This window comes from Xanthomonas campestris pv. campestris str. ATCC 33913, from assembly GCF_000007145.1.
GTDB classification, from domain to species: Bacteria; Pseudomonadota; Gammaproteobacteria; order Xanthomonadales; family Xanthomonadaceae; genus Xanthomonas; species Xanthomonas campestris.
On sequence record NC_003902.1, the window covers coordinates 3065666 to 3086746 of the forward strand.

Sequence of the window (21081 nt, forward strand, 5' to 3'; positions counted from 1 at the left end):
GCGTCAGCCCGCAGCGCCAGCATGACGCCGCAGTGGCGGCACCTGCAGGTAGGTCACGCAGCGCCACAGCCACTCCACCGGACCGAAGCGGAACCAGCGCAACCACAAGTGGCTCAGTGCCACCTGCACTGCAAAGACCAGCAGCGCAAATGGCGGTTGCCAGGCACGTGGCAACTGTTCGAAATAGCCCAGGCCATAGCCGTAGAAGATGCTCGTACACAGCAGCGACTGCAGCAGATAGTTGCTCAAGGCCATGCGCCCGGCCGGTGCCAGCCAGCGCAGCTGCGCTGCAAAACGCATCACCCAGGCCGCATAGCCCAGGCACATCATCGCCCCGCCCAGCAGTGCCAGCGCGAACGCCAACGACAGCCGCGGATCCAGCCGGGCCGGGTCCATCCACGGCTCCAGCCGGTAGCTCACCAGCATCAACGCCAGACCCAGTGGCAACACGCCGTAACGCAGCCAACCGAACAGACGCACAAAGCGCTCGGGCGCGGCAATCGCCCCGCTGCGCACAAACCAGCCACCCAGCAGGAACATCCCGAGCATGGCCGGGCCGTTGATGGTCAGCGCGATCAAGGCCTCGCGCAGATCGTGCCAACGCTGCACGGTGGCCTGCACATAGGTGCCGCTGCCCAGCGCACTGCGCTGCGCCTGCACATTGGCCACCGCCTGCTGCGCCACCTCGCGCATCGCCGCGTTCCACTCGGCCGCGGCGGCGGGATCCGCCTGGGCCAGCGCACCCACCGCGCCATAGAGCAGGATCAACCCCGGCGCACACAGGTACACGAACACCGCAAACCACGGCAGCGTGGCCGTGGGCACGGAGCGGGTGGCCAGCAACAGCAGCGCCAGCAGCGCATAGGTCACCAGCACATCGCCCGACCACAGCAGCACCGCATGGGCAAGACCGATCACCAGCAGGCCGGCACTGCGGCGCAGATACATGCCCAGGAACGGGCGCTGCGCGTGTTGGGCGCGTTGCGCCATCACCGCAAAGCCCATGCCGAACAACAGCGAGAACAAGGTGTAGAACTTGCCCTGCACGAATACATAGGTCAGCGCATCGACCACGCGGCCCAGGCCATGCCAGTGCGGATCGACGCCAGTCACCGCCAGGTCCAGCGGGCCGACGAAGCCTTCGATGTTCATCAGCAAGATGCCCAGCAGCGCGAAACCGCGCAGCACATCCAGCACCGCAATCCGCTCGGTCGCGGCAATTGGCAACAATACAGAACGCTCGGTCATCGAAACCCGGGTAACGGCAGGCGACACAGCAGGTCGCACAATGCAAACGGCCCGCCGAAGAGGCGGGCCGTCAGGATGCACAGCGGTGACTCAGTGGTGGTGACCACCGTCGCCGTGCACATGGCCGTGGTCACGCTCTTCCTGGGTGGCTTCGCGCACTTCGATGATTTCCACGTCGAAGTGCAGGTCCTTGCCGGCCATCGGGTGGTTGAGATCCACATCGACCACGCTCATGCCGACCTTCTGCACCGTCACCGCACGCGGGCCGAAGTTGGTCTGCAGCACCACCTGCGTGCCCGGCACCAGCTTGGTGGCGCCGAAGTGCTTCTTGGGCACGCGCTGGCTCAGGCCTTCGCGGTATTCGCCGTAAGCCTCGGTCGCCTTGACGTCGACGCCGAAGCTCTCGCCGGCTTCCTTGTCCATCATGGCCGCTTCCAGGCCCGGGATGATGTTGCCGTGGCCGATCAGGATCGCCAACGGGTCGCGCTCCTTGGAGCTCTCGATCGGCTCCTGGCCGAGCTCGGAAACGGTGTAATGGAAGCGGACGACGCTGTCTTTTTCGATCTTCATGCCTGGCTCTGAATGGGGCTGCCCGGTGGCAGACGGTTGAGGACGGCTTGTAGGCCGTCGAGTGCGCCGCCATCATGGCGACCTTCGTAACCGCCCATTATCCCGGCTCGATGCCTATCACGCCAGTTGCTGCCGTTCGTCCCCGCACCGCCGCGGCCTGCCTGATGCTGGGTCTGTCGCTGCTGGCCGCCTGCTCGCAGGCACCCGTACGCCGCCCGGCGCCAGCACCTGCCACCGCACGCGTCTGGCCTCAGGTACCGCCGGCCAACCCCGCTGCCGCCAACAACATCCTCATGCGCGCCCTGGGCCTGGTCGGCACGCCGTACCGGTATGGCGGCAACACGCCGGAGAGCGGCTTCGACTGCAGCGGGCTTGTCACCTATGTCTACAAAGACGTGCTGGCGCTCTCATTGCCCAGGACCTCGCGTGACCTGGCCGCCGTGCAGGGGCCAAAAATTCCAGCGGAAAAATTGTCAACTGGCGATCTGGTCTTTTTTGGCTCCAGTGGAAGCGTGAGCCACGTCGGCATTTACGTCGGTGAAGGCCGCTTCGTGCACGCCCCAAGCAGCGGCGGTACCGTCCGCTTGGATTTCCTCGACGGGGCTTACTGGCGTGACCATTATTCAGGTTCAAAGCGGGTTTTACATTGAAATGTGACGTGAGTCACAAGTCATAAAACGGAAAGTTAACGTTTTTTGAACGTAACGAACCTTTCACCAAGGCATCATCCCGCATCGACAGCAGAATTGTGATTCCCGCGTGACGAACGACGAACAGCTCAACCCTGGCGCCGCACCGCATCCGCCCCGGAAACCGCTCCGCCTGTTGTGCGCCACCGCGCTCTGGCTCGCAGCACTTCCCGCCCTGGCACAGACCGCCCCAATCCCCTCTTCCGTTCCGCCTGCGACCGCATCTGAAAGCGCCGTCGCCGCTGAGAAAGCCGCCACCCGCAGCCGCGCCGCTGCCACTGCAACGCTGGCCGCCCTGCTTCCGCACCTGGCTGCCAACGACGCCATTCCCCTGATGGACCGCTCGGCGATGTTCGCTGGCGACCTCAGCCGCCTGCTCGCCAACTACGACGTCTCGCAGAGCGCCGCCAACGCGGCACAGAACGCCGTGGCCGACAGCAAGGTCCAGGTGATCCTGCAGCGCGCAATGGCCCTGCTGGGCACGCCGTACGTCTGGGGTGGCGAGTCCACCGAAGGCTTCGATTGCAGCGGCCTGGTCGGTTACGTGTTCAAGACTGCGCTGGGCATCGAACTGCCGCGCGTCTCCCGTGATATCGCCCGCGATGAAACCGCCGAACTGATCAAGGACCCGCACGCGCTCAAGGCCGGCGACCTGGTGTTCTTCGGCCGCCGCGGCCGCATCGATCATGTCGGCCTAGTGGTCGGCGACGGCAAGTTCCTGCACGCGCCGAGCCGCGGCAAGGACGTGCGCGTGGATTCGCTGGCCAGCGGCTACTGGAGCGAAAAGTTCATCCAGGCGCGTCGCGTGCTCTGATTGCCCGACCGGCTGCATAAACACGGAAAGCCGCGGCCTTGCCGCGGTTTTTTTTCGCCCCGCCGACGTTTGCGCACGACCCAGGGCTCGACTTGGAAGGCCCAGGGAAGTTGGTCAGCGACGTAACGCTAGCTGGGCTGCGCTTGTGCGCGGGATGATTGGACACGGCCAAGTCATCCGCGCAGCGCATGCCTACAAAGCAACAGCCTGACCCATCGGCAAAGCCCTCGTTCACGCATCTGCGTTGTCTGAGCGCATACCGAAGGCCTTGGCGCGAGAAGCGCTGGCTCCTCGACACCTGCAAGGGACTCCGGCCAGGGTCGATACAGTGCACTCGTGATGCCCCGCACCGCCCTGGGCTGCAGGCTTGCTGCTTCCAAGAACGCAGCCGCACGGGTAAGGCAGCCACGCACCCGACCAAGCAATGCCGTGGCGATTACCCGCCAGGGTGCATAGGCCACGATGTTGGCCCAAGCGATGTACTGCGGCCGTGGTGTAAGACGCTCTGCATCCGTACCGGCTAGGCCTGCGCCCGCACCCGACAACGGACCCAGACAGCACTGAGGTGTCCACGCTGTATGGAATCCAGATTCTGGACCAGTCTCTGGAATTAGTCGCGACGAAAGTAGTCGGCGGCGCACATGAGAAGAGCGGCCACACCACCGCATCCCCCTGATTTTATTGTCTCTCAGGCCATCGCCTGACCTGTACAGCACGCTTGGCACGGGTTCTGCGTAGGTCACTCCGAACGCGGCATTTCGCCTCTATCGGAGCAGGGCCTTGCTATCCACTTTCATACACACACCACTGTTTGAATTACTCGCGCGATTCTGTATCGACATCGCAGCCGTGCTCGTGCTGATCTTCGGCATGTATTACCGGCGCCATCAGGACAAAGAACTCGTCACCGCCGCGGCGCTCTTCAACATCTTTGTCTTCGCCGTCCTCACCATCTTGTCGAGCGTCGAATTCAGTGTCGCTGCAGGCTTCGGGCTGTTCGCGATTCTCGCTTTGTTTACATTGCGATCCGAGCCGATCACCAAGATCGAGATCACCTACTTCTTCGGCAGTGTGGCGGTCGCGGTGATCTGCTCCGTGCAAGGCACCACGCTTCCGCTCATTGCTGCAACGGTGGTGCTGGTCTTGCTGGGCGCCTATGTCTTCGACCACCCGCGGATCGTGCATTCGGTCGAGAACATCAAGATCACGTTCGATCAGATCCACGCTCACGCACTTTCCGACCCCAAGGTGATGAACGCCAACATTGCCGAGCGCCTTGGCGTTGAGGTGGTGACCTATGAAGTCCGCGCCATTGATTACCTCAATGACACGGTCAGCATGCGCGTCTTTTATCGCAAACGTTGAGGAGGCCACCATGCACAGGCACATCAACAGCGCCGCACTTTCATACCGGTTCGCATCACCCATACCGGTGATCACCCAGGCGAACGCCATACAGTACAACCCACAAGGCGACGGCGGCGACACGGCCCTCCCTGATGTCAGCCAGGGCGGCGACTTTCGCGCCATTGGTCTGGCACGGCTCAACGAAACTGCGTCGATGCTGGTGCGACGCGATAACAAATATGTCGTGCATCAGCATCGCCTCGCGCCTGCCTGGCCGGAGCTGGCAAGGCAATTCGACATGCTGGAGATCGATGGCAAGCGCGACTTCCGCTACGACACCTGCTACTTCGACGACCCCGCCCACACCAGCTACTTCGATCACCACCGTGGCAGGCGCCAGCGCTGCAAGATCCGGATGCGTAACTATGTCGACGCACAGCTGTGCTTTGCGGAAATCAAACTGAAAGGAAAACGCGGACAGACTGAAAAGCAGCGGATTGCCTGCGCGCCAGACCAGTACGGCCGCCTTGATCCACAGACAGAGGCACGGATTCGTGCAGCCTACCGCGACCTCTACGCGCGCGAGCTCACACAAACGCTCGAGCCGATCGTATCGATGCGCTATCGCAGGATGACGCTGGTTGCCAAGGAAGGCGGCGAACGGATGACCATCGACCGCAGCATGGTGTTCATGGACGGGACCGGAACCTACCGCGTTGGCGAAGAATTGGTGATCGTCGAAACCAAATCGGGCAACGCCAATGGCATTGCCGACAAGATTCTCCGCGCCCTGCACCAGCACCCCACCAACAGTGCCTCCAAGTACTGCGTCAGCCTGGCTGCGCTGCGCAAGGTCTCCAAGTACAACAAGCTGCTACCGGCACTGCGCAAGCTTGACGCGGTGCCAACGCGCGATACACCGCCGACATGACCGCACAGCCGCCCGCCAGGCAAGTGCCTGCCCAACAAGCCTCTACTCTTCGAAAGGTTTTGCGCATGCATCCTAAAACACTGCTGGCCATCATCCTGGCCGCCGGGGCCTTTTTGACTGCGTGCAATCAGGACGCAGATGTGGCGACCGGTCATGCTGAGCGAGTACATCCGCAACCCGGCCCGATGCAAGCCGCATCCACCCGTTTCACATTTCCTCCCACAGCGATGGTTGGCGACATTCATCTGACCGAGCTTTCCGGCCTGGCCTGGGATGCCGACGAAGAGCTGCTGTACGCGGTCTCCGACACGGGCTACGTGTTTCACTTCCGTCTCACGCTCGATGGCGATGCGATCGCCGACATCCAGCCAATTCGCGCTGCGCCCCTGGCGGACCCGCACCTTGCAGGTGGCACGCCCGAGGCATTCAACGCAGAGGGATTGACGCTGGTGAATGCCACAAACGGCATCCCTGGCGATACAGAGCTCATTGCGTCGCTGGAAGGCACTCTGCCCAAGATTGTCCGCTTCAGTCCAGATGGCACGGTGCTGGGCAATCTGCCCGTGCCACCACCAGCCGACGACCTCAACAACTATCGCAAAAAGGGACGCGGCCTGGAATCGTTGGCTATCCATCCAGCGCATGGCCTGATCACTGCGCCCGAGTCTCCACTGTTGCAGCAACCGCAGGATCAACACGCACTTTACGCAATTGGCGGGCATTGGTCCTTCGTGCGCCAAGCGCCAGACAGCCGGCTTAAGGGAATGGACGTCCTGCCCGATGGCTCGCTGCTTGTTCTTGAGCGAAGCCGACAAGGAGCGAAGGACGCGCTGTCGGCGAGCGTGCGCCGCGTGGACCTTTCCAACTGCACGAGAGACCAACAATGTGCGAGCCAGACGATTATCGTGCTGCCGGTCGGGCCGGACAATATTGAGGGCATGACGTTGCTGGATGCGCGGCATGTTCTGCTCGCAAGCGACAACGGCGGACTGGTCACTCACGGCACGACCTTTGTGCTGCTCACACGGCCATGAGCATGGATCGTACGGAGCTCGTGCACCCATGAAAACCACTCTACTGGTCGCACTCATGGCCTGCCTGGGCGCCATGTCGGAGGCTGCGGCAGTGGAGGTCACGGTTGGCGGGCGACTGCACCTGGACTATGCGCGGTACAACGCCGATGTCAGGCAGCTGGACAATGGCATGCTGCTGCGGCGCGCTCGCCTGGATATGGACGGCAAGCTCACCAGTGACTGGTCGTTTGAACTGGCGTACGACTTCGCCAATGTCTATGCGCTGACAAACACCGGCACCGTCAAGGACGGCGACTTCAAGGAAGGCTTCACCGACATCGCGTTGCACTACGACGGCTGGAAGCAAGCCGATCTCAACGTTGGCCAAACCAAGGTGCCGTTCGGGCTGGAGGAATTGAACAGTTCGAATGCCATCAGCTTCATTGAGCGCGCCTTGTCGACCGACGCGTTCGCGCCGTCCCGGCGGCTCGGCGCGGAAGTGAGCAGAAACCGCGATCACTACTCGGTGTCTGTGATGGGGTTCGGCTCCTCGTTCGATGGTCGCGAACGTGGACGCGGCCTTGCTGCGCGCGCGACCGTCACACCGATTTATGCAGGCGGCGGCAACACCGTACTGCATCTTGGTATCGCTGCGGTGGTCGAGCGCCCTACCGGTGAGGTCAAGTTCACCGCGCGTCCGGAATCTCGTGCACTGGACGTCAGATTCTTGAATACGGGCAAGTTGGCCGACGTCACCCACGTGGGCAGGCTCGGGCTGGAAGCTGCGGCGAAATCCGGCCCACTCTCCTTACAGGCAGAGTGGATGCAGACCGCGATCAAACGCGAAGGCATCGGCACGGATGCAACGCTGGAAGGCTGGTATGTGATGGGGAGTTGGGTGCTCACATGCGAGTCGCGTCAGTACAGCAGCGGCAGATTCAAAGGTGTCCCCGTCCAACGGCCGGGCGGTGCCTGGGAAGTGACCGCGCGGTATAGCCATCTGGATCTGGACAACGCGAACGTACGGGGCGGCGAAGAAGACAATCTCACCCTGGGCGTGAACTACTACGCCAGCAAGCACCTGCGTATCATGCTCAACTACATCGACGTGCACAGCGAACGTCGGGGCAAGGCAGACAGCCCGCAGATTCTGTTGATGCGTGCGCAGCTGGCGTTTTAAGCCCGTACCGCACAGCCCACCGTGGAGGCAACCTTGGCAAGAACCCGAATACTCATTGTCGATGACGAAGACAGCATTCGTTTTGGCATGCGAGACTTCCTGGAGTCGCGGGGCTATGGCGTTGTAGATGCTGACAGTTGCCAACGCGCGCGCGAACTCTTTCAAGCTTCGCCACCGGATGTTGCGGTCATTGATTACCGTCTGCATGACGGCAGCGCCATCGACCTGCTCCGTGACTTTCGGCAAATCGATGCAGATGTGCCGATGATTGTCTTGACGGCGTATGGGTCGATCGACCTGGCAGTGCAAGCCGTCAAGGAGGGCGCAGAGCAGTTCTTGACCAAGCCCATCGAAATGCCTGCGCTGCATGTGATCCTCAAGCGCCTGCTGGCCACACGACGGCTGCAGCGACAGCAGCAGGTGGTAGCGACCCGTGACAGGCGGGAGCGGGTCAACCCACTGTCTGGCGGCAGCCCTGCAATCCGGGACCTGGCTGAGCAGGCGAGCAAAGTAATGCACACCGACAGCCCGATCCTCATCCTGGGCGAAACCGGCACGGGCAAGAGCCTGCTCGCCAAATGGCTGCACCATCATGGCATGCGCGCAGACGAGGCCTTCGTTGATCTCAATTGCGCGGGCCTGTCGCCCGATTTTCTGGAGACGGAACTATTCGGCCACGAGAAAGGCGCATTTACAGGTGCGACCGCGAGCAAGCAGGGAATGCTCGAGATCGCCGATGGCGGCACAGTCTTCCTCGATGAGATCGGTGATGTCGACCCCCGCGTCCAACCCAAACTGCTCAAGGTGCTGGAGGAAAAGCGCTTCCGTCGTCTGGGCGCAGTACGGGAACGCGAAGTCGACATCCGGCTGATTGCAGCCACGCATCATGATCTTGCCAGCAAGGTGAAAGAAGGCACATTTCGGAGTGATCTGTACTTCCGCATCAGCAGCATTCCATTGACGATGCCTGCGTTGCGTGATCGCAAGGAAGATATCGTGCCGCTTGCACGCACGCTCCTCGCACGCTCGTTGGCCGACCCCAGCCGTACGCCGCAGTTGACCGATGACGCCGCGCTGGCGCTGCGCGAGTATGCGTGGCCCGGCAATATCCGTTAGCTCCGTAATGTGCTTGAGCGCGCAGCATTGCTCTGCAATGACAACACCATCACCCGGCGCGACCTTCGCTTTGAGTCGACATCGGCACAGGATGCACACGCAGGCGATCTCAATCTCACCTTGCAACAGATTGAACGGCAACACATCAAGCGCGTCCTGCACGACGTGGGCGGCAAGGTCGAGCAGGCCTCGCTGCGGCTCGGCGTTCCACGCAGCACGCTTTACCAGAAGATCAAGTTGCATGGGATTGCGGCAGCGCCGGGTGATCCTGACTGATCCGGCTCACGCTGTCCTATGGCGCATCAGCACGGCAATGCCACCCGACGGGAGCAGGAGCGCCACATGGTCAAGGCAAGAATCTATGCGGGCATCACGGTCATCGTTCTTTTCGGCGTGATGTCGATGCTATACGTGTACCGCGGCCTGGCTGATGTCGTGGGCCATCTGACAAGGCTGGAGCAGGTCGATGCGCCTTTCAGCATTGCAGCGCTCGAGATGGAAAAAAATGTTGGCGAATATGCCTTCGGCGTACTGCAGTACGTCGCACAGCCGTTGCCGGATGTGCGCGCAGAAACCTCTAACGACAGCGCAGACTTTTCCCAGTACCACGCGAACTACATGCAGTTGAGTAGCACCAGGCGGGAAATCGAATTGGGTCGTCACCTGGCAAGGGACTTCGACAATCTTACACGGATCGGCGCCACCTTGATGGATAAACGCGACGGTCTTGATGTCACGTTCGAGAAGGTCAACGGGCTACTGGGAGACATCGATGCCCTCGTCAACCAGCAGATCCTGCACGTGGCCCCCACGCCCGAACCGATGCGACGCCGAACCCTTGCCGCACTTGCCAACGTGGAAGCAGAGGCGGCAAAGCTGGGCTTCTGGCTGTCCGCCTATGAGCGTCGGCCAACAGCACTGACGACGCGCCAGTTACTGGAGAGAGCCGCCAAGCTCGATCGGGCAATTGCAGGGTATCGCCAGCTGCCGTTGCAGGCACGGGAGCGTCGCCTGGCCGGTGAGGTGGAAGCCTTGCACGTGCAGGTCAAGCGCGGAGTGGACGCACTGCTGACCGGCGAAGATGCCATGACCGCGCTTGCCAGCGACTTTGTTCGATTACAAAACCACATGGACGATGTCTCCGATGAAGAGATAGAGCCGCTTGCGGCGAAGGGGTTGACCGCGCCACAGAAAGAGGCAGACCGCATCGCGGTACGGGTACTGAACATGCTGGGCTATGCAATCCCGCTGTATCTGATCGTCGCGCTACTGGTTGGCGCGCTGCTGATTCTGTCGATCGTCAGACCGTTACGAAAGCTGGCATCGGGAACCAAAGCCATCGGCGCGGGCGACCTTCACTACCGTATCGTCGAACGAGGTAAAGACGAGTTCGATGACCTCGCACGGCAGTTCAACCTGATGGTGACGCGGCTACAAGAGAGCACGGTCTCCAAGGCACTGTTGGAGGAAAGCGAGCAGAAACTGAAGTTGACGGTCACCGACTTGCGGCAGGAAATTGCGGAACGCGAGCGCTCCGAGCGCGAACGCGGAAAGCTGCAGGCCGAACTGCGACGCAGCGAGGCGATGGCGGCGGTCGGTGCCTTGATGGCAGGCGTCGCCCATGAGGTGCGCAACCCACTGTTCGGCATCTCATCGACCCTGGATGCAATGGAGGCGACTTTCAACACAGGCCGAAGTGGCGGGAGGCATCAGGAAGTGCTGCGCCGCGAGGTCCGCAGGCTCAACAAGCTGATGACCGATCTCCTTGAGTACGGCAGGCCTCCAACAGAGGAATTCAGCTCCGGGCGGCTGGGCAACGTCATCGCCGAAGCGACGCGCATCTGCGCCCCAATTGCCGACGCCGGGAACGTTGTGATCGACAATCAGGCTGACTCCTATGACGGCGTGCTGCTGCTCAATCACGGGCGGATGCTGCAGGTATTCGTCAATTTGATCGAAAACGCCGTGCAGCATGCGCCGGCCGGTAGCCGCGTCGTTATCACCGCCCGAACGCTCGATGAGAATGGGCGCGCATCGGTCGAGTGTCGCGTGCAGGACGCGGGCAGCGGCTTCGCGCCTGACGACCTGCCGCGCATCTTCGACCCGTTTTTCACAAGGCGACGGAAGGGAACGGGCTTGGGCCTGGCCATCGTTCAGCGCATCGTCGAGGAGCACAAGGGCACGATCGCTGGTCACAACAGCCCGGAGGGCGGGGCCGTGATGGTCATGCGTTTACCCTTCATGGGCTGACCAATCGTCAGCAGAAGAGCGGCTCTATATCACCCTCCGCGGGGGGCGCTTGCCCCTCCCCGGCGCAGCGAGAGATGAGTGCACGCGCCACTCATGCGCAGCGCAGAAATATCAGAGAGGTGACGCGAGGCCGCATAACCACCGCTGGTCAGCGTCCGCTATCAGCCTGGTAATGCGCCATCGTGTCTTCGATGCCCTTGCTCAGCTCCATCACCTTGAGCGCGTATTCGGCCAGGCGTTGGTCTTCCGGTGTGGACGGCCGCCATGACGGCACTTCCACCGGGCTGACGCCGTCTGGATCCATCGCCACGAACACGATGATGCAGTGGGTGCACAAACGCGAGTCGCCGCCCATCGGGCTGCGCGCGCGTACGTCGATGGCGAAATGCATGCTGCTGCGGCCGGTGTAGACCAGCTTGGCCGACACCGCGACCAGATCGCCAATGCGCACCGGCGCCACGAAGCGGATGCCGCCCACCGCCACGGTGACGCAGTAATGCCCGCTCCAGCCACTGGCGGCTGCAAAACCCACCTGGTCGATCCACTTCATGACCACGCCGCCGTGCACCTTGCCGCCGAAGTTGACGTCGCTGGGCTCGGCCAGGAAACGAAATGTCAGATCACGTTGTTGGCCAATCACCGGGGTCTCTCGCCAAAGGATGAGCTTGAAGTGTGCCATGTGCGTGCGCGCAGGCGGGCATCGTGTGGCGTTCAATGCGCCGCGTCCCCGCCTGGATTCCGGAGTCGTATCGACCGCAAGCTGCTTCTCTACGTACCAGCAGGCCAGCGCATTGCGAGCGAATCCGTCATTCCTCCAGCAGGAGGCTGGACAAAGACCACTTGCAACGACGAATGCGCGCCGCGGATGCCTTTCCCGTTCTCGCCACCACGCAGGATCGATAGGCGCCTGCACATGCACGCACACGCGAAACTCCTTACGCTCCGCATTCCGGCACAGGCGTGCCTGCTGCAGGACGCACCGCGATGCCAGAACGGCACATCCACGACCTCCTGCAGACACGCCAGCGCCTGGAACGCGACGGCTGGCCACGGCTGCAGATGAGCGCCATCGTGATGATCACCGCCAGTGGCGGGCTACTGAGCTCGCACCTGCTGCGCAATGGCGGCATCGACGCGATGGTGGTGCGCTATCCGCTGGCCACACTCGCCGCCTATGGCCTGTTCTTGCTACTGATGTGGGCCTGGGTGCGTTGGCGCAACGACATGGATGACGCGTACGAGGAGCTGCTGGATCACAGCATCGACCTTGACGGCGGTAGCACACCAACAACGCCCGGCTGGACCAGCGGTGGCGGCTCCAGTGGTGCGGGCCGTTCCGGCACAGGGGGCGCACGAGTCAGCTCGGGGCTTTCGGAGGGCGATGTACTTCCGGACCTCATCGATGGCGATGCGGGATTGCCTGTCCTGGCAATCGTGGCGCTACTGGCTGCGTCCGTAGCCGCCTTGGTGGCTGCTGTCTGGGTGGTGTGGTCGGCACCGGTGCTGATGGCCGAACTCCTGGTGGACGCGGCATTGGCCGGCGGGCTGTACCGGCGGATGCGCGGCATCCAGGCCCAGGGCTGGTGGTGGCTGTGCGTCCGCCACACGATCTGGCCGCTGCTGGGCGTGCTCGTCTTCTTCATCGTGGTGGGCGCGGTTGCCCAGCACCAGGCCCCGGGGGCCACCACGCTGATGGAGGCCCTGCGAGCCCACTGACCCCGATCGATTGCCTGACCGTCAGTTGTCCTGCTTGCGCAGACACAACCACGGAAAATGCGGCTGCCGCCGTTTGAACAGGCGCCCCAGCCGCGTGCCCGCGCGCCGGGGGTCGAACAACCACTGCACGGTGAAGCCGTCGAAGCTGGCGTAGGTGTGCTGATGATAGTGCGCAGCCAGTGCCGGGCATCCCAGGTCGGTGAAGTAACGCAAGCTGCGTGCGGCGCTTTCCCGGCCGCGTTGCGGCGTGGCGTACAGGGGGCTGTCGAGGATGTGCAGCTCGCCACCTTCGCGCAGACAACCGAGCAGGCGGCTGACGAGCGCGGCGGGATCGCTGAAATACTGCACACAGGCGGGCAACACGATCACATCGAATACATCGCGCGGCAGCACCAGCGTGTGGATGTCGGCAGCGACGAATGTCAGCCGCGCGTCATGGCCGAAGACGCGCGCGGCCTGGGTCAATTCGGTGCGGTTGACGTCGACACCGCAGACCTCGCGCTGCAGGGACTGCGCAAGCAGATGCGACAACCAGCCATTGCCGCAGCCCAGTTCGAGAATGGCGCCATGCCCGGTGTGCGCTTGTAGATGCTGCACCAGCAGGCTGCTGGACAGCGCGCGCACCTGCCATTCAAGCGTATTGCCCAGCGCGCCACCGGGGCGCGGCAGGCTGCGCACCTGCGCGTCGGTGTACAGCCGGCCTTCCTTGCGCCGGATCTGCAGGTACTGCTGCTCGAACGGATCGTCGGGCAGGCCGTCCTGCACCAGCACACCGTCGATGACATGCAACGGCGCAAGCGCCTGCAATTGCCCGCGCACGGTGGGAAACCCGTCTTCCATCACCGGCTCAGCGCAGCGGCGCGGCGCGATCGGTGGGCGGATCCTCAAGCCCCACATTGGTGGACGCAGACTCGTAGATCGTCTTGTCCAGCAGACCGGTCTCCTTGGCCACCAGCACCGGCACCAGCATCTGCCCGGTGACGTTGGTCATGGTGCGCATCATGTCGAGGATCCGGTCGATGGCGTACAGATAGCCGATCACTTCCAGCGGCAGGTTGGCGGCGCTAAGCACCACCGTGGCCATCACCACCGCGGTGCCCGGCACGCCAGCGGTACCGAAGCTGCCCAGCACCGAGGCGATCAGCACCACGAAATACTGGTTGGCGGTCAACGGCACGCCGGTGTATTGCGCGATGAACACGGCGCACAACGCCGGGAAGATCGCGCCACAGCCGTCCATCTTGATGCTCGCGCCCAGCGGCACGGCGAAGGCGGCGTAGTCCTTGTTCACGCCGAGGTTGTGGGTGATCGAGCGCATCGCCACTGGCATCGCGGCGAAGCTTGACGAGCTCACGAACGCCACTTGCATGCCAGGCGCCGCACCGCGGAAGAACTTCCACGGGTTCAGCCCGTGCAGCAGCAACAGGCTGCTGTAGACCACCACGATGTGAAGCGCGCAGGCCACATACAGCGCCAGCACGAAATTGCCGAACGGCAGCAGCTTCGCAAAGCCGTAGCTGCCCACCAAACCGGCAATCAGGCCGAAGGTGCCCAGCGGGGTCATCTCCAGCACGAAGCGGGTGACCTGAATCATGATGTCGCTCATCTGCCCGGTGAGCTTGCGTGCCTCGGCCACGCGGTCACCCAGCTTGACCATCGCAAAGCCGAGCAGCGCGGCAAAGAAGATCACCGGCAGGATCGAGCCACGCCCGGCGGCCAGCACGGTTTCACCGGCGGCATTGGTCTTGGTGCCGATGCCTGTCAGCGCGTAGAACGGGTTGGAAGGCACCACATCCAGCAGCACCTTGATCGGGCTGGGCACATCGCGCGGCTTCCACGCCGAGTCCACACTCAGGCTGAAATGGCCGGCGCCGGGCTGCATGATCGTGCCCACCGCCAGGCCCACGCCCACTGCCAGTGCGGCGGTGATGACGAACCACAGGAAGGTGCGCCCGCCCAAGGCCGCAACGGATTTTTGCCCGTGCAAGGACGAGATCGCGTTGATCACCGCAAAGAACACCAGCGGCACCGCGATCATCTTGATCAGGGTGACGTACAGATCGCCCAGCGGCCCAAACCACACCTCGGCGGCCGGGCCCATGGCTGCGCCCGCGATCGCGCCCAGCACGAAGCCGGCCACCACGCGTTGCCAGAACGGAATGCGCAACCAGGCCGAGACCAATGTCATGCGTGAAATCATCCGGGGGGAGTGCATGCACCTTATCGCAGGGCCGCCCTGCCCGCGAGGCCACGACTGGAACAGCGGCGTGTCATCAGTGCGACGGATGCATCCCGGCATAATGGGCATTGATTCAGTCACGAGTTCGATGCCGATGCGTTACCGCCTGCCTGCCCTCGCCGCCCTGACCACGCTATGCGTGGCCGCCTGCGCTTCCACTGCCGGATCCACCACCGCGGCGCCCGCCTCGGTCAAGGTGGACGTGCCACCGGTAACGCATCCGGCCGGCGAAACTCCGCAATGGTGGTACCGCTCCGGCGCCGCACGTGCGGCCGGCAACGGCGCGATGGCCGGCAAGGCACGCAACGTGGTCCTGTTCCTGGGCGATGGCATGAGCCTGACCACGGTGGCCGCCGCACGCATCCTGGACGGTCAGCGCAAGGGCGGCCCGGGCGAAGAGAATTTGCTGTCGTGGGAGCAATTCCCCGCCACCGCCTTCAGCAAGACCTACAACACCGATTCGCAGACCCCGGATTCGGCCGGCACCATGACCGCGATCACCACCGGGGTGAAGTCGCACATGGGCGCGATCGGGGTCAGCAGCGGCAACCGCAGCGACTGTGCCGACAGCCTGGGCAAGGGCCTGCTGAGCTGGCTGCAACTGGCCGACAGCGCCGGCATGGCCACCGGTGTGGTCACCACCACCCGTCTGACCCACGCCACGCCGGCGGCGACCTACGCGCATTCGCCGGACCGCAACTGGGAGAACGACACCGACCTGCCCGAGGCCGCCCGCATCGCCGGCTGCCAGGACATCGCCCAGCAATTGCTCTCCACCGCACGCTTCGGGCGTGGCCCGCAGGTGGTGCTCGGCGGCGGCCGCAGCCAGTTCCAGACCGTGCAGGAGCGCGACCCCGAGTACGACGACAAGGTCGGCCTGCGCCTGGACGGGCGCGACCTGGTGGCCGAGTGGAAGCAGTCCCACCCGCAAGGCGCCTACGTGTGGAACGAACAGCAATTGCAGGCCGCCGCCGGCGCACCCGCGTTGCTGGGCCTGTTCGAGCCCGATCACATGCAGTTCGACCATGACCGCAACCGCACGCCGCAAGGCGAGCCCAGCCTGACCGAGATGACCCGCACCGCGATCCAGTCGCTGTCGCGCGACCCGAACGGCTTCGTGCTGATGGTCGAAGGCGGCCGTATCGATCACGCCAACCACGCGGGCAATGCCTACCGCGCGCTGGACGAGACCGTCTCGCTGTCGGATGCAGTGCGCACCGCCGTGCAGACAGCGCCGCCGGACACGCTGATCATCGTCACCGCCGACCATTCGCACACGCTCAACTTTGTCGGCTACCCGGTGCGTGGCAACCCGATCCTGGGCAAGGTGCGCGGCACCGGCGGCGAAGAAGGCGACCGCACCCAGCTGGCCACCGATCTGGCCGGCCAGCCCTACACCACCCTCAGCTACGCCAATGGCCCCGGCCATACCGGCGCGACCAACGCACAGCCGGCCGGGCCGAAAAAGTATCCGCACGAGCCCAGCAGCAGCGAGCCGGCAAGCGGCCGCCCCGACCTGACCCACGTGGATACCGAGGCGCCCAGCTACATGCAGGAATCGCTGGTACCGACCAAGTCTGAAAGCCACGGCGGCGAAGACGTCGGCATCTGGGCCACCGGCCCGGGCAGCGCGGCGTTCCGCGGCACGCTGGAAGAGAACGTGATCTACCACGTCATCGTCCAGGCCACCCCGCGTCTACGTGCGCGCCTGTGCAAGGCCGGCACCTGCGACAGCGCGGGTGTGCCGGTGAACCTGCCCGCACCCACCACCTTCGAGCGCGCGACCCAGCGCTGATGGCCGAGCGCACCGCGCACGACCGGTGCGGTGCGCGGCTGGCAGCGGTCGGCGTCATGACGGGCGTGGCCTGACGTGGACGTGATGCAGGCAGCCGGGTTGATCCCCGCCACCCCACCGGCACCGGTGCTGGTCGCCTACAGCGGTGGCATGGATTCGGCCGTGTTGCTGCACGCCCTGGCCGCCACCGACGGCTACCGCGAGGCCGGCCTGCGCGCCGTGCATGTCCACCATGGCCTGCATGCGGATGCTGACGCCTGGGCGCTGCACTGCCAACAGCAGTGCGCGGACCTGGGGATTGCCCTGCAGGTCGTGCGCGTACAGGTGGCACGCGACAGCGGCAGCGGGCTGGAAGCGGCTGCGCGCGCTGCGCGGCATGCGGCCTTTGCAGCGACCCTGGCCGCGGGTGAGTGGCTGGCATTGGCGCATCACCGTGACGACCAGGCCGAAACCTTCCTGCTGCGCGCGCTGCGCGCTTCCGGCCCTGACGGACTGGCGGCGATGCGTCCGCAGCGCCCGTTCGGCCCGGGCACGCTGTGGCGCCCGTTGCTCGGCCACGCACGCGCCGACCTGGCGGCCTATGCGCAGGCGCATGCAGTGCGCTGGATCGACGACCCCAGCAATACCGATCCGCAGCACGAGCGCAATTTCCTGCGCACGCAGGTTCTGCCGGCGCTGCAGCAGCGCTGGCCGCTGGCGGCCGATGCACTGGCCCGCAGCGCGCAGCTGTGCGGCGATGCCAGCACCCTGCTGCACGACGACGACGTCAACCTGCTGCCCACCGTCTGCAACAGCGCCGGCGCCCTGGAGCTGCAGCCATTGCGCAGCCATTCCCCCGCGCGCCGCGCACGCCTGTTGCGCGCCTGGGTGGCCGCTGCGCACGCGCCGCCGCTGCCGGCGCAGGGCGTGCACGCACTCGAACGCGAGATCGCCACCACGCAGCCGGATCGGCAGACCTGCTTTGCCTGGCAACAGACAGAAATTCGCCGCTGGCGTCAGCAGCTGTACCTGCTCAGTGCGCGCGCGACGTGGCCAGCGCAGTGGCAGGCCGAGTGGAACGGCGACAGCACACTGTTATTGCCCGACGGCGCGCAACTGCAACTGCGCGGCACGCCGGGCTTGCGCTTCGAGCAGCCACTGCAAGTGCGCGCGCGCCAGGGGGGCGAGCGCATCGTGCTGCCGGGCCGGACCCATTCGCATCAGCTCAAACATCTGCTGCAGCAATCAGACCTGCCGCCGTGGGAACGCACGCGCCTGCCCTTGTTGTGGGCCGGCAAGACGTTGCTGGCCGCCGGTGATCAGATCGTGTCTGCCAAGCTGGACCAGTGGTTGCGTGCGCACGCCGCGCGCCTGCAGTGGCGCAGCGCTGCACCCGCGAATTGACCCGCCTGCGCGCGCGCCGCACACTTTGTCGATGGCCAAGAAGTCTTTGAACGAATCCTCCCCCGTCGCCCGCTTCGAACAGTCGCTGGAAGAACTCGAGCAACTGGTGCAGAAGATGGAAGTGGGCGAGATGAGCCTGGAGCAGTCGCTCACCGCCTACGAGCGCGGCATCGGGCTGTACCGCGATTGCCAGCAGGCGCTGGAACAGGCGGAATTGCGCGTGCGTCTGGTGACCGACCCCGCACGCCCCGAACAGGCAGAAGCATTCGAGCCGCCGTCGCTGGATGGCGGCTGAGTGAGCGCGGCGTTGTTTGAGCGCTGGGTTGCTCGCACCGAACGGCAGCTGGACGCCTGCCTTCCCAGCCCCGCCCTCGCCCCGCAGCGTCTGCACGCGGCCATGCGCCACGCCGTGCTCGGTGGCGGCAAGCGCATGCGTCCGCTGTTGGTCTATGCAAGCGGTGCCTTGTTCGGCGCCGAAGAAGGCAGCCTGGATGCGCCGGCGGTGGCGGTGGAACTGATCCACGCGTATTCGCTGGTGCACGATGACCTACCCGCGATGGACGATGACGCGCTGCGTCGCGGCCACCCTACGGTGCACATCGCCTTCGACGAAGCCACTGCGATCCTGGCCGGCGATGCCTTGCAGGCACGCGCATTCGAACTGCTGGCCGAGGCACCGGCAGATGCGGCACTGCGGGTGGGCTGGTTGCAGAGCCTGGCATCTGCCGCCGGTGCGGCCGGCATGTGTGGCGGGCAGGCGCTGGATATCGACGCCACCGGGCAGGTGCAGGCGCTGGAGGCACTGCAGCGCATGCATGCACTCAAGACCGGTGCGCTGATCCGCGCCGCGGTGCGCATGGGCGTGCTGACAGGCGGCGCGGGTATTGCCGACCAGCAGCGCCTGGATGCGTTTGCCGACGCGCTGGGGCTCGCGTTCCAGGTGCGTGACGACATCCTGGATGTGGAATCAAGCTCCGCCCAGCTCGGCAAGACTGCCGGCAAGGATGCGGCGCAGTCCAAGTCCACCTACCCCGCCTTGCTGGGCATGGACGGCGCCAAAACCAAGCTGGCGGAACTGGCCAGCCATATGCATGCGCTGTTGCTGCCCTACGGCGAATCCGGCGCCACCTTGGCCAGCCTCGGCCGCTTCGCGGTCGACCGCGCCCACTAGGCACGGCTAACCAGGCCTCATGCGCGGCTGCCAAGCGCGTGTGATGGTGCGTGGGTGTCTGGCGCGGCGACATCCGACGCATCGCTCCGCACATCACCGCCCCTGCTAGACCCCAACGCAATCACAGCGCTGGCGCGGGCATCACCTTCCCGGTGTTCGCGTTACGCGACACGTTTGCGCATTCCGTGCGCCACCGCACGGTCGATCACGCGGGTCCATTCAGGCAACAGGCGCGCCTGGTCACAAAACGGCACATTGGTCGCCAGCGTTTGTGTCAGCCGGCGACACACAGGCACCACAATTCCGTGACCGCCAGCAGGCTTTATCGCTGAATTATCTACACCAGTGATGTATCCGGATGCATAACCCATGCGCCACATCCAGAAATATCGCTAATTGAACGGCTTGTCGCGTTCGCTCGCTCTGCCTAGGTTTGGCCTGCCCGCGCTTGCGGGCATCCCCCGACCAAGGAGAGTCACTGGTGAAGAATGTTTTTCTTGCATCGTTTGCAGCAGGCACGCTGGCCGTCGTCGGCGTGCTCGGTTCGGCGCAGGCACAGTCCGTGCGCGGACCGGTTCCGTTGACCATCGAACTGGCGCCAGTGGCCGACCAGGCCGGGCGACATCAAGGCAAGATCGCGGTCACCGTCACCAACAACGGTAGCCAGGTTGCCCGCGTTCCGACCTATCAGCTGCCGCTGAAGTCGCTGGACAACGGCATCCTGGAGGTGAGCCGCGACGGCAAGCCGGTGGACTACACCGGGCGCCTGGTCAAGCGCGGCCTGCCCAAGGCAGCCGACTTCACCATCCTGCAGCCGGGCCAGAGCGTCCAGGGCGAGGTGGATCTGGCCGGCGCCTATGACCTGTCCACCAGCGGCAACTACACCATCCAGGTGCGCTCGTCGCTGCAGTACGCCTCGCTGTCCGATGGCAGCCCGATGAAGGCCGCAAACGGCCTGCCGGCAGTGGCCACCAGCACCCCGCTCACTGTTTGGCTGGATGGCGCGCGACGTGGTGTATAGCGCCAGCTCGCAATCGGCCCGACCGCCGTGGTCAACGGCATCAACTATCTCAACTGCAGCACCACCCGCACCAACCAGGCCGCCAGTGGCGTCGCTGCCGCGCGTAATTACTCGCAGAACGCGCGTACCTACCTCAACGGCGGCAGCACCGGGGCGCGCTACACCACCTGGTTCGGCACCTACAACGCCGCGCGCTACAGCCGGGTCAGCTCCAACTTCGTCAACATCGACAACGCGCTGGACCAGAACAATGGCCAGCTGACGATCAACTGCAGCTGCGAAGCGGATCTGGCGGACGCCTTCGCTTACGTCTATCCGAACCAGCCGTACGAGATCCATGTCTGCAACGCGTTCTGGAGCGCGTCGACAACCGGCACCGACTCCAAGGCCGGCACGCTGGTGCACGAGACCAGCCACTTCACCGTGGTGGCCGGCACCCAGGACCGCGTGTATGGTCAGTCCGGCGCACGCAGCCTGGCGATCAGCAACCCGGCCCAGGCGATCACCAATGCCGACAGCCACGAGTACTTTGCCGAGAACACCCCGGCGCAGAACTGATTGCGTGACTTTCTAAAAACGCCAAAGGCCCGGCATGACT

The 21081-nt window shown here is 64.3% G+C and carries 20 protein-coding genes and 1 pseudogene; 15 read left to right on the forward strand and 6 right to left on the reverse strand.

Annotation, left to right across the window (positions count from 1 at the left end):
• Positions 1-3 precede the first annotated feature (3 nt).
• Both XCC_RS13410 and XCC_RS13415 read right to left on the reverse strand, forming a co-directional pair.
• Complete coding sequence (locus XCC_RS13410) at positions 4-1248, reverse strand: DUF418 domain-containing protein (RefSeq protein WP_011037711.1); 1245 nt, start codon at positions 1246-1248, stop codon at positions 4-6.
• 90 nt (positions 1249-1338) lie between these two features.
• The gene (locus XCC_RS13415) at positions 1339-1818 is read right to left on the reverse strand and encodes an FKBP-type peptidyl-prolyl cis-trans isomerase (protein WP_011037712.1); all 480 of its coding nucleotides are present in this window, start codon (positions 1816-1818) and stop codon (positions 1339-1341) included.
• 74 nt (positions 1819-1892) lie between these two features.
• Here XCC_RS13415 and XCC_RS13420 point away from each other — a divergent pair, with 74 nt between their 5' ends.
• The 9 genes from XCC_RS13420 (at position 1893) to XCC_RS13460 (ending at position 11158) form a co-directional block, all read left to right on the forward strand.
• Complete coding sequence (locus tag XCC_RS13420) at positions 1893-2468, forward strand: C40 family peptidase (RefSeq protein WP_011037713.1); 576 nt, start codon at positions 1893-1895, stop codon at positions 2466-2468.
• Positions 2469-2577: 109 nt separating this feature from the next.
• Positions 2578-3321: a C40 family peptidase gene (locus tag XCC_RS13425; protein ID WP_011037714.1), complete on the forward strand. Its 744-nt coding sequence runs from the start codon at positions 2578-2580 to the stop codon at positions 3319-3321.
• Between the two features lie 849 nt (positions 3322-4170).
• Complete coding sequence (locus tag XCC_RS13430; protein WP_011037716.1) at positions 4171-4686, forward strand: DUF4956 domain-containing protein; 516 nt, start codon at positions 4171-4173, stop codon at positions 4684-4686.
• A gap of 10 nt (positions 4687-4696) precedes the next feature.
• A complete protein-coding gene (locus XCC_RS13435; RefSeq protein ID WP_194734358.1) occupies positions 4697-5599 on the forward strand; it encodes a polyphosphate polymerase domain-containing protein in 903 nt (300 codons plus the stop codon).
• 65 nt (positions 5600-5664) lie between these two features.
• Positions 5665-6633 (forward strand): esterase-like activity of phytase family protein, encoded by a 969-nt coding sequence (locus XCC_RS13440; RefSeq protein ID WP_223645829.1) that lies wholly within the window; start codon positions 5665-5667, stop codon positions 6631-6633.
• A gap of 55 nt (positions 6634-6688) precedes the next feature.
• Positions 6689-7792, forward strand: a complete 1104-nt coding sequence (locus XCC_RS13445) for an OprO/OprP family phosphate-selective porin (protein WP_230309671.1) — start codon at positions 6689-6691, stop codon at positions 7790-7792.
• A gap of 33 nt (positions 7793-7825) precedes the next feature.
• Positions 7826-8908, forward strand: coding sequence for a sigma-54-dependent transcriptional regulator (locus XCC_RS13450; RefSeq protein WP_228442143.1), 1083 nt, complete (start codon positions 7826-7828; stop codon positions 8906-8908).
• A 120-nt stretch (positions 8909-9028) separates the two neighbouring features.
• Positions 9029-9184 carry a helix-turn-helix domain-containing protein gene (locus XCC_RS22235; protein WP_180959565.1) on the forward strand — a complete coding sequence of 52 codons (156 nt, stop codon included), beginning with the start codon at positions 9029-9031 and terminating at the stop codon, positions 9182-9184.
• Positions 9185-9250: 66 nt separating this feature from the next.
• The gene (locus XCC_RS13460) at positions 9251-11158 is read left to right on the forward strand and encodes a sensor histidine kinase (RefSeq protein ID WP_228422488.1); all 1908 of its coding nucleotides are present in this window, start codon (positions 9251-9253) and stop codon (positions 11156-11158) included.
• 148 nt (positions 11159-11306) lie between these two features.
• Here XCC_RS13460 and XCC_RS13465 read toward each other — a convergent pair whose 3' ends face one another.
• Positions 11307-11798, reverse strand: coding sequence for an acyl-CoA thioesterase (locus XCC_RS13465; RefSeq protein WP_011037723.1), 492 nt, complete (start codon positions 11796-11798; stop codon positions 11307-11309).
• 320 nt (positions 11799-12118) lie between these two features.
• Between XCC_RS13465 and XCC_RS13470 the strand changes: the two genes are divergently transcribed.
• Positions 12119-12874, forward strand: a complete 756-nt coding sequence (locus tag XCC_RS13470) for a hypothetical protein (RefSeq protein WP_011037724.1) — start codon at positions 12119-12121, stop codon at positions 12872-12874.
• A gap of 21 nt (positions 12875-12895) precedes the next feature.
• Here XCC_RS13470 and XCC_RS13475 read toward each other — a convergent pair whose 3' ends face one another.
• Both XCC_RS13475 and XCC_RS13480 read right to left on the reverse strand, forming a co-directional pair.
• On the reverse strand, positions 12896-13714 hold the full coding sequence (locus XCC_RS13475) for a class I SAM-dependent methyltransferase (protein ID WP_012437913.1): 819 nt from the start codon (positions 13712-13714) through the stop codon (positions 12896-12898).
• A 7-nt stretch (positions 13715-13721) separates the two neighbouring features.
• Positions 13722-15062 (reverse strand): dicarboxylate/amino acid:cation symporter, encoded by a 1341-nt coding sequence (locus tag XCC_RS13480; RefSeq protein ID WP_011037726.1) that lies wholly within the window; start codon positions 15060-15062, stop codon positions 13722-13724.
• Between the two features lie 139 nt (positions 15063-15201).
• On the opposite strand from XCC_RS13480, the gene XCC_RS13485 reads away from it, so the two are divergent.
• From XCC_RS13485 to XCC_RS13500, 4 genes are all read left to right on the forward strand, one after another.
• Positions 15202-16908: an alkaline phosphatase gene (locus XCC_RS13485; RefSeq protein WP_011037727.1), complete on the forward strand. Its 1707-nt coding sequence runs from the start codon at positions 15202-15204 to the stop codon at positions 16906-16908.
• Between the two features lie 84 nt (positions 16909-16992).
• Positions 16993-18291, forward strand: coding sequence for a tRNA lysidine(34) synthetase TilS (gene tilS, locus XCC_RS13490; RefSeq protein ID WP_043877886.1), 1299 nt, complete (start codon positions 16993-16995; stop codon positions 18289-18291).
• Between the two features lie 31 nt (positions 18292-18322).
• Positions 18323-18586, forward strand: coding sequence for an exodeoxyribonuclease VII small subunit (locus tag XCC_RS13495; RefSeq protein WP_011037729.1), 264 nt, complete (start codon positions 18323-18325; stop codon positions 18584-18586).
• Positions 18587-19462, forward strand: a complete 876-nt coding sequence (locus tag XCC_RS13500) for a polyprenyl synthetase family protein (RefSeq protein WP_011037730.1) — start codon at positions 18587-18589, stop codon at positions 19460-19462.
• A gap of 161 nt (positions 19463-19623) precedes the next feature.
• Here XCC_RS13500 and XCC_RS13505 read toward each other — a convergent pair whose 3' ends face one another.
• Positions 19624-19833 carry a hypothetical protein gene (locus tag XCC_RS13505; RefSeq protein WP_129588937.1) on the reverse strand — a complete coding sequence of 70 codons (210 nt, stop codon included), beginning with the start codon at positions 19831-19833 and terminating at the stop codon, positions 19624-19626.
• A 110-nt stretch (positions 19834-19943) separates the two neighbouring features.
• Here XCC_RS13505 and XCC_RS13510 point away from each other — a divergent pair.
• Positions 19944-21041 (forward strand): annotated as a pseudogene (locus XCC_RS13510) (M35 family metallo-endopeptidase).
• The last annotated feature ends 40 nt before the right edge of the window (positions 21042-21081 follow it).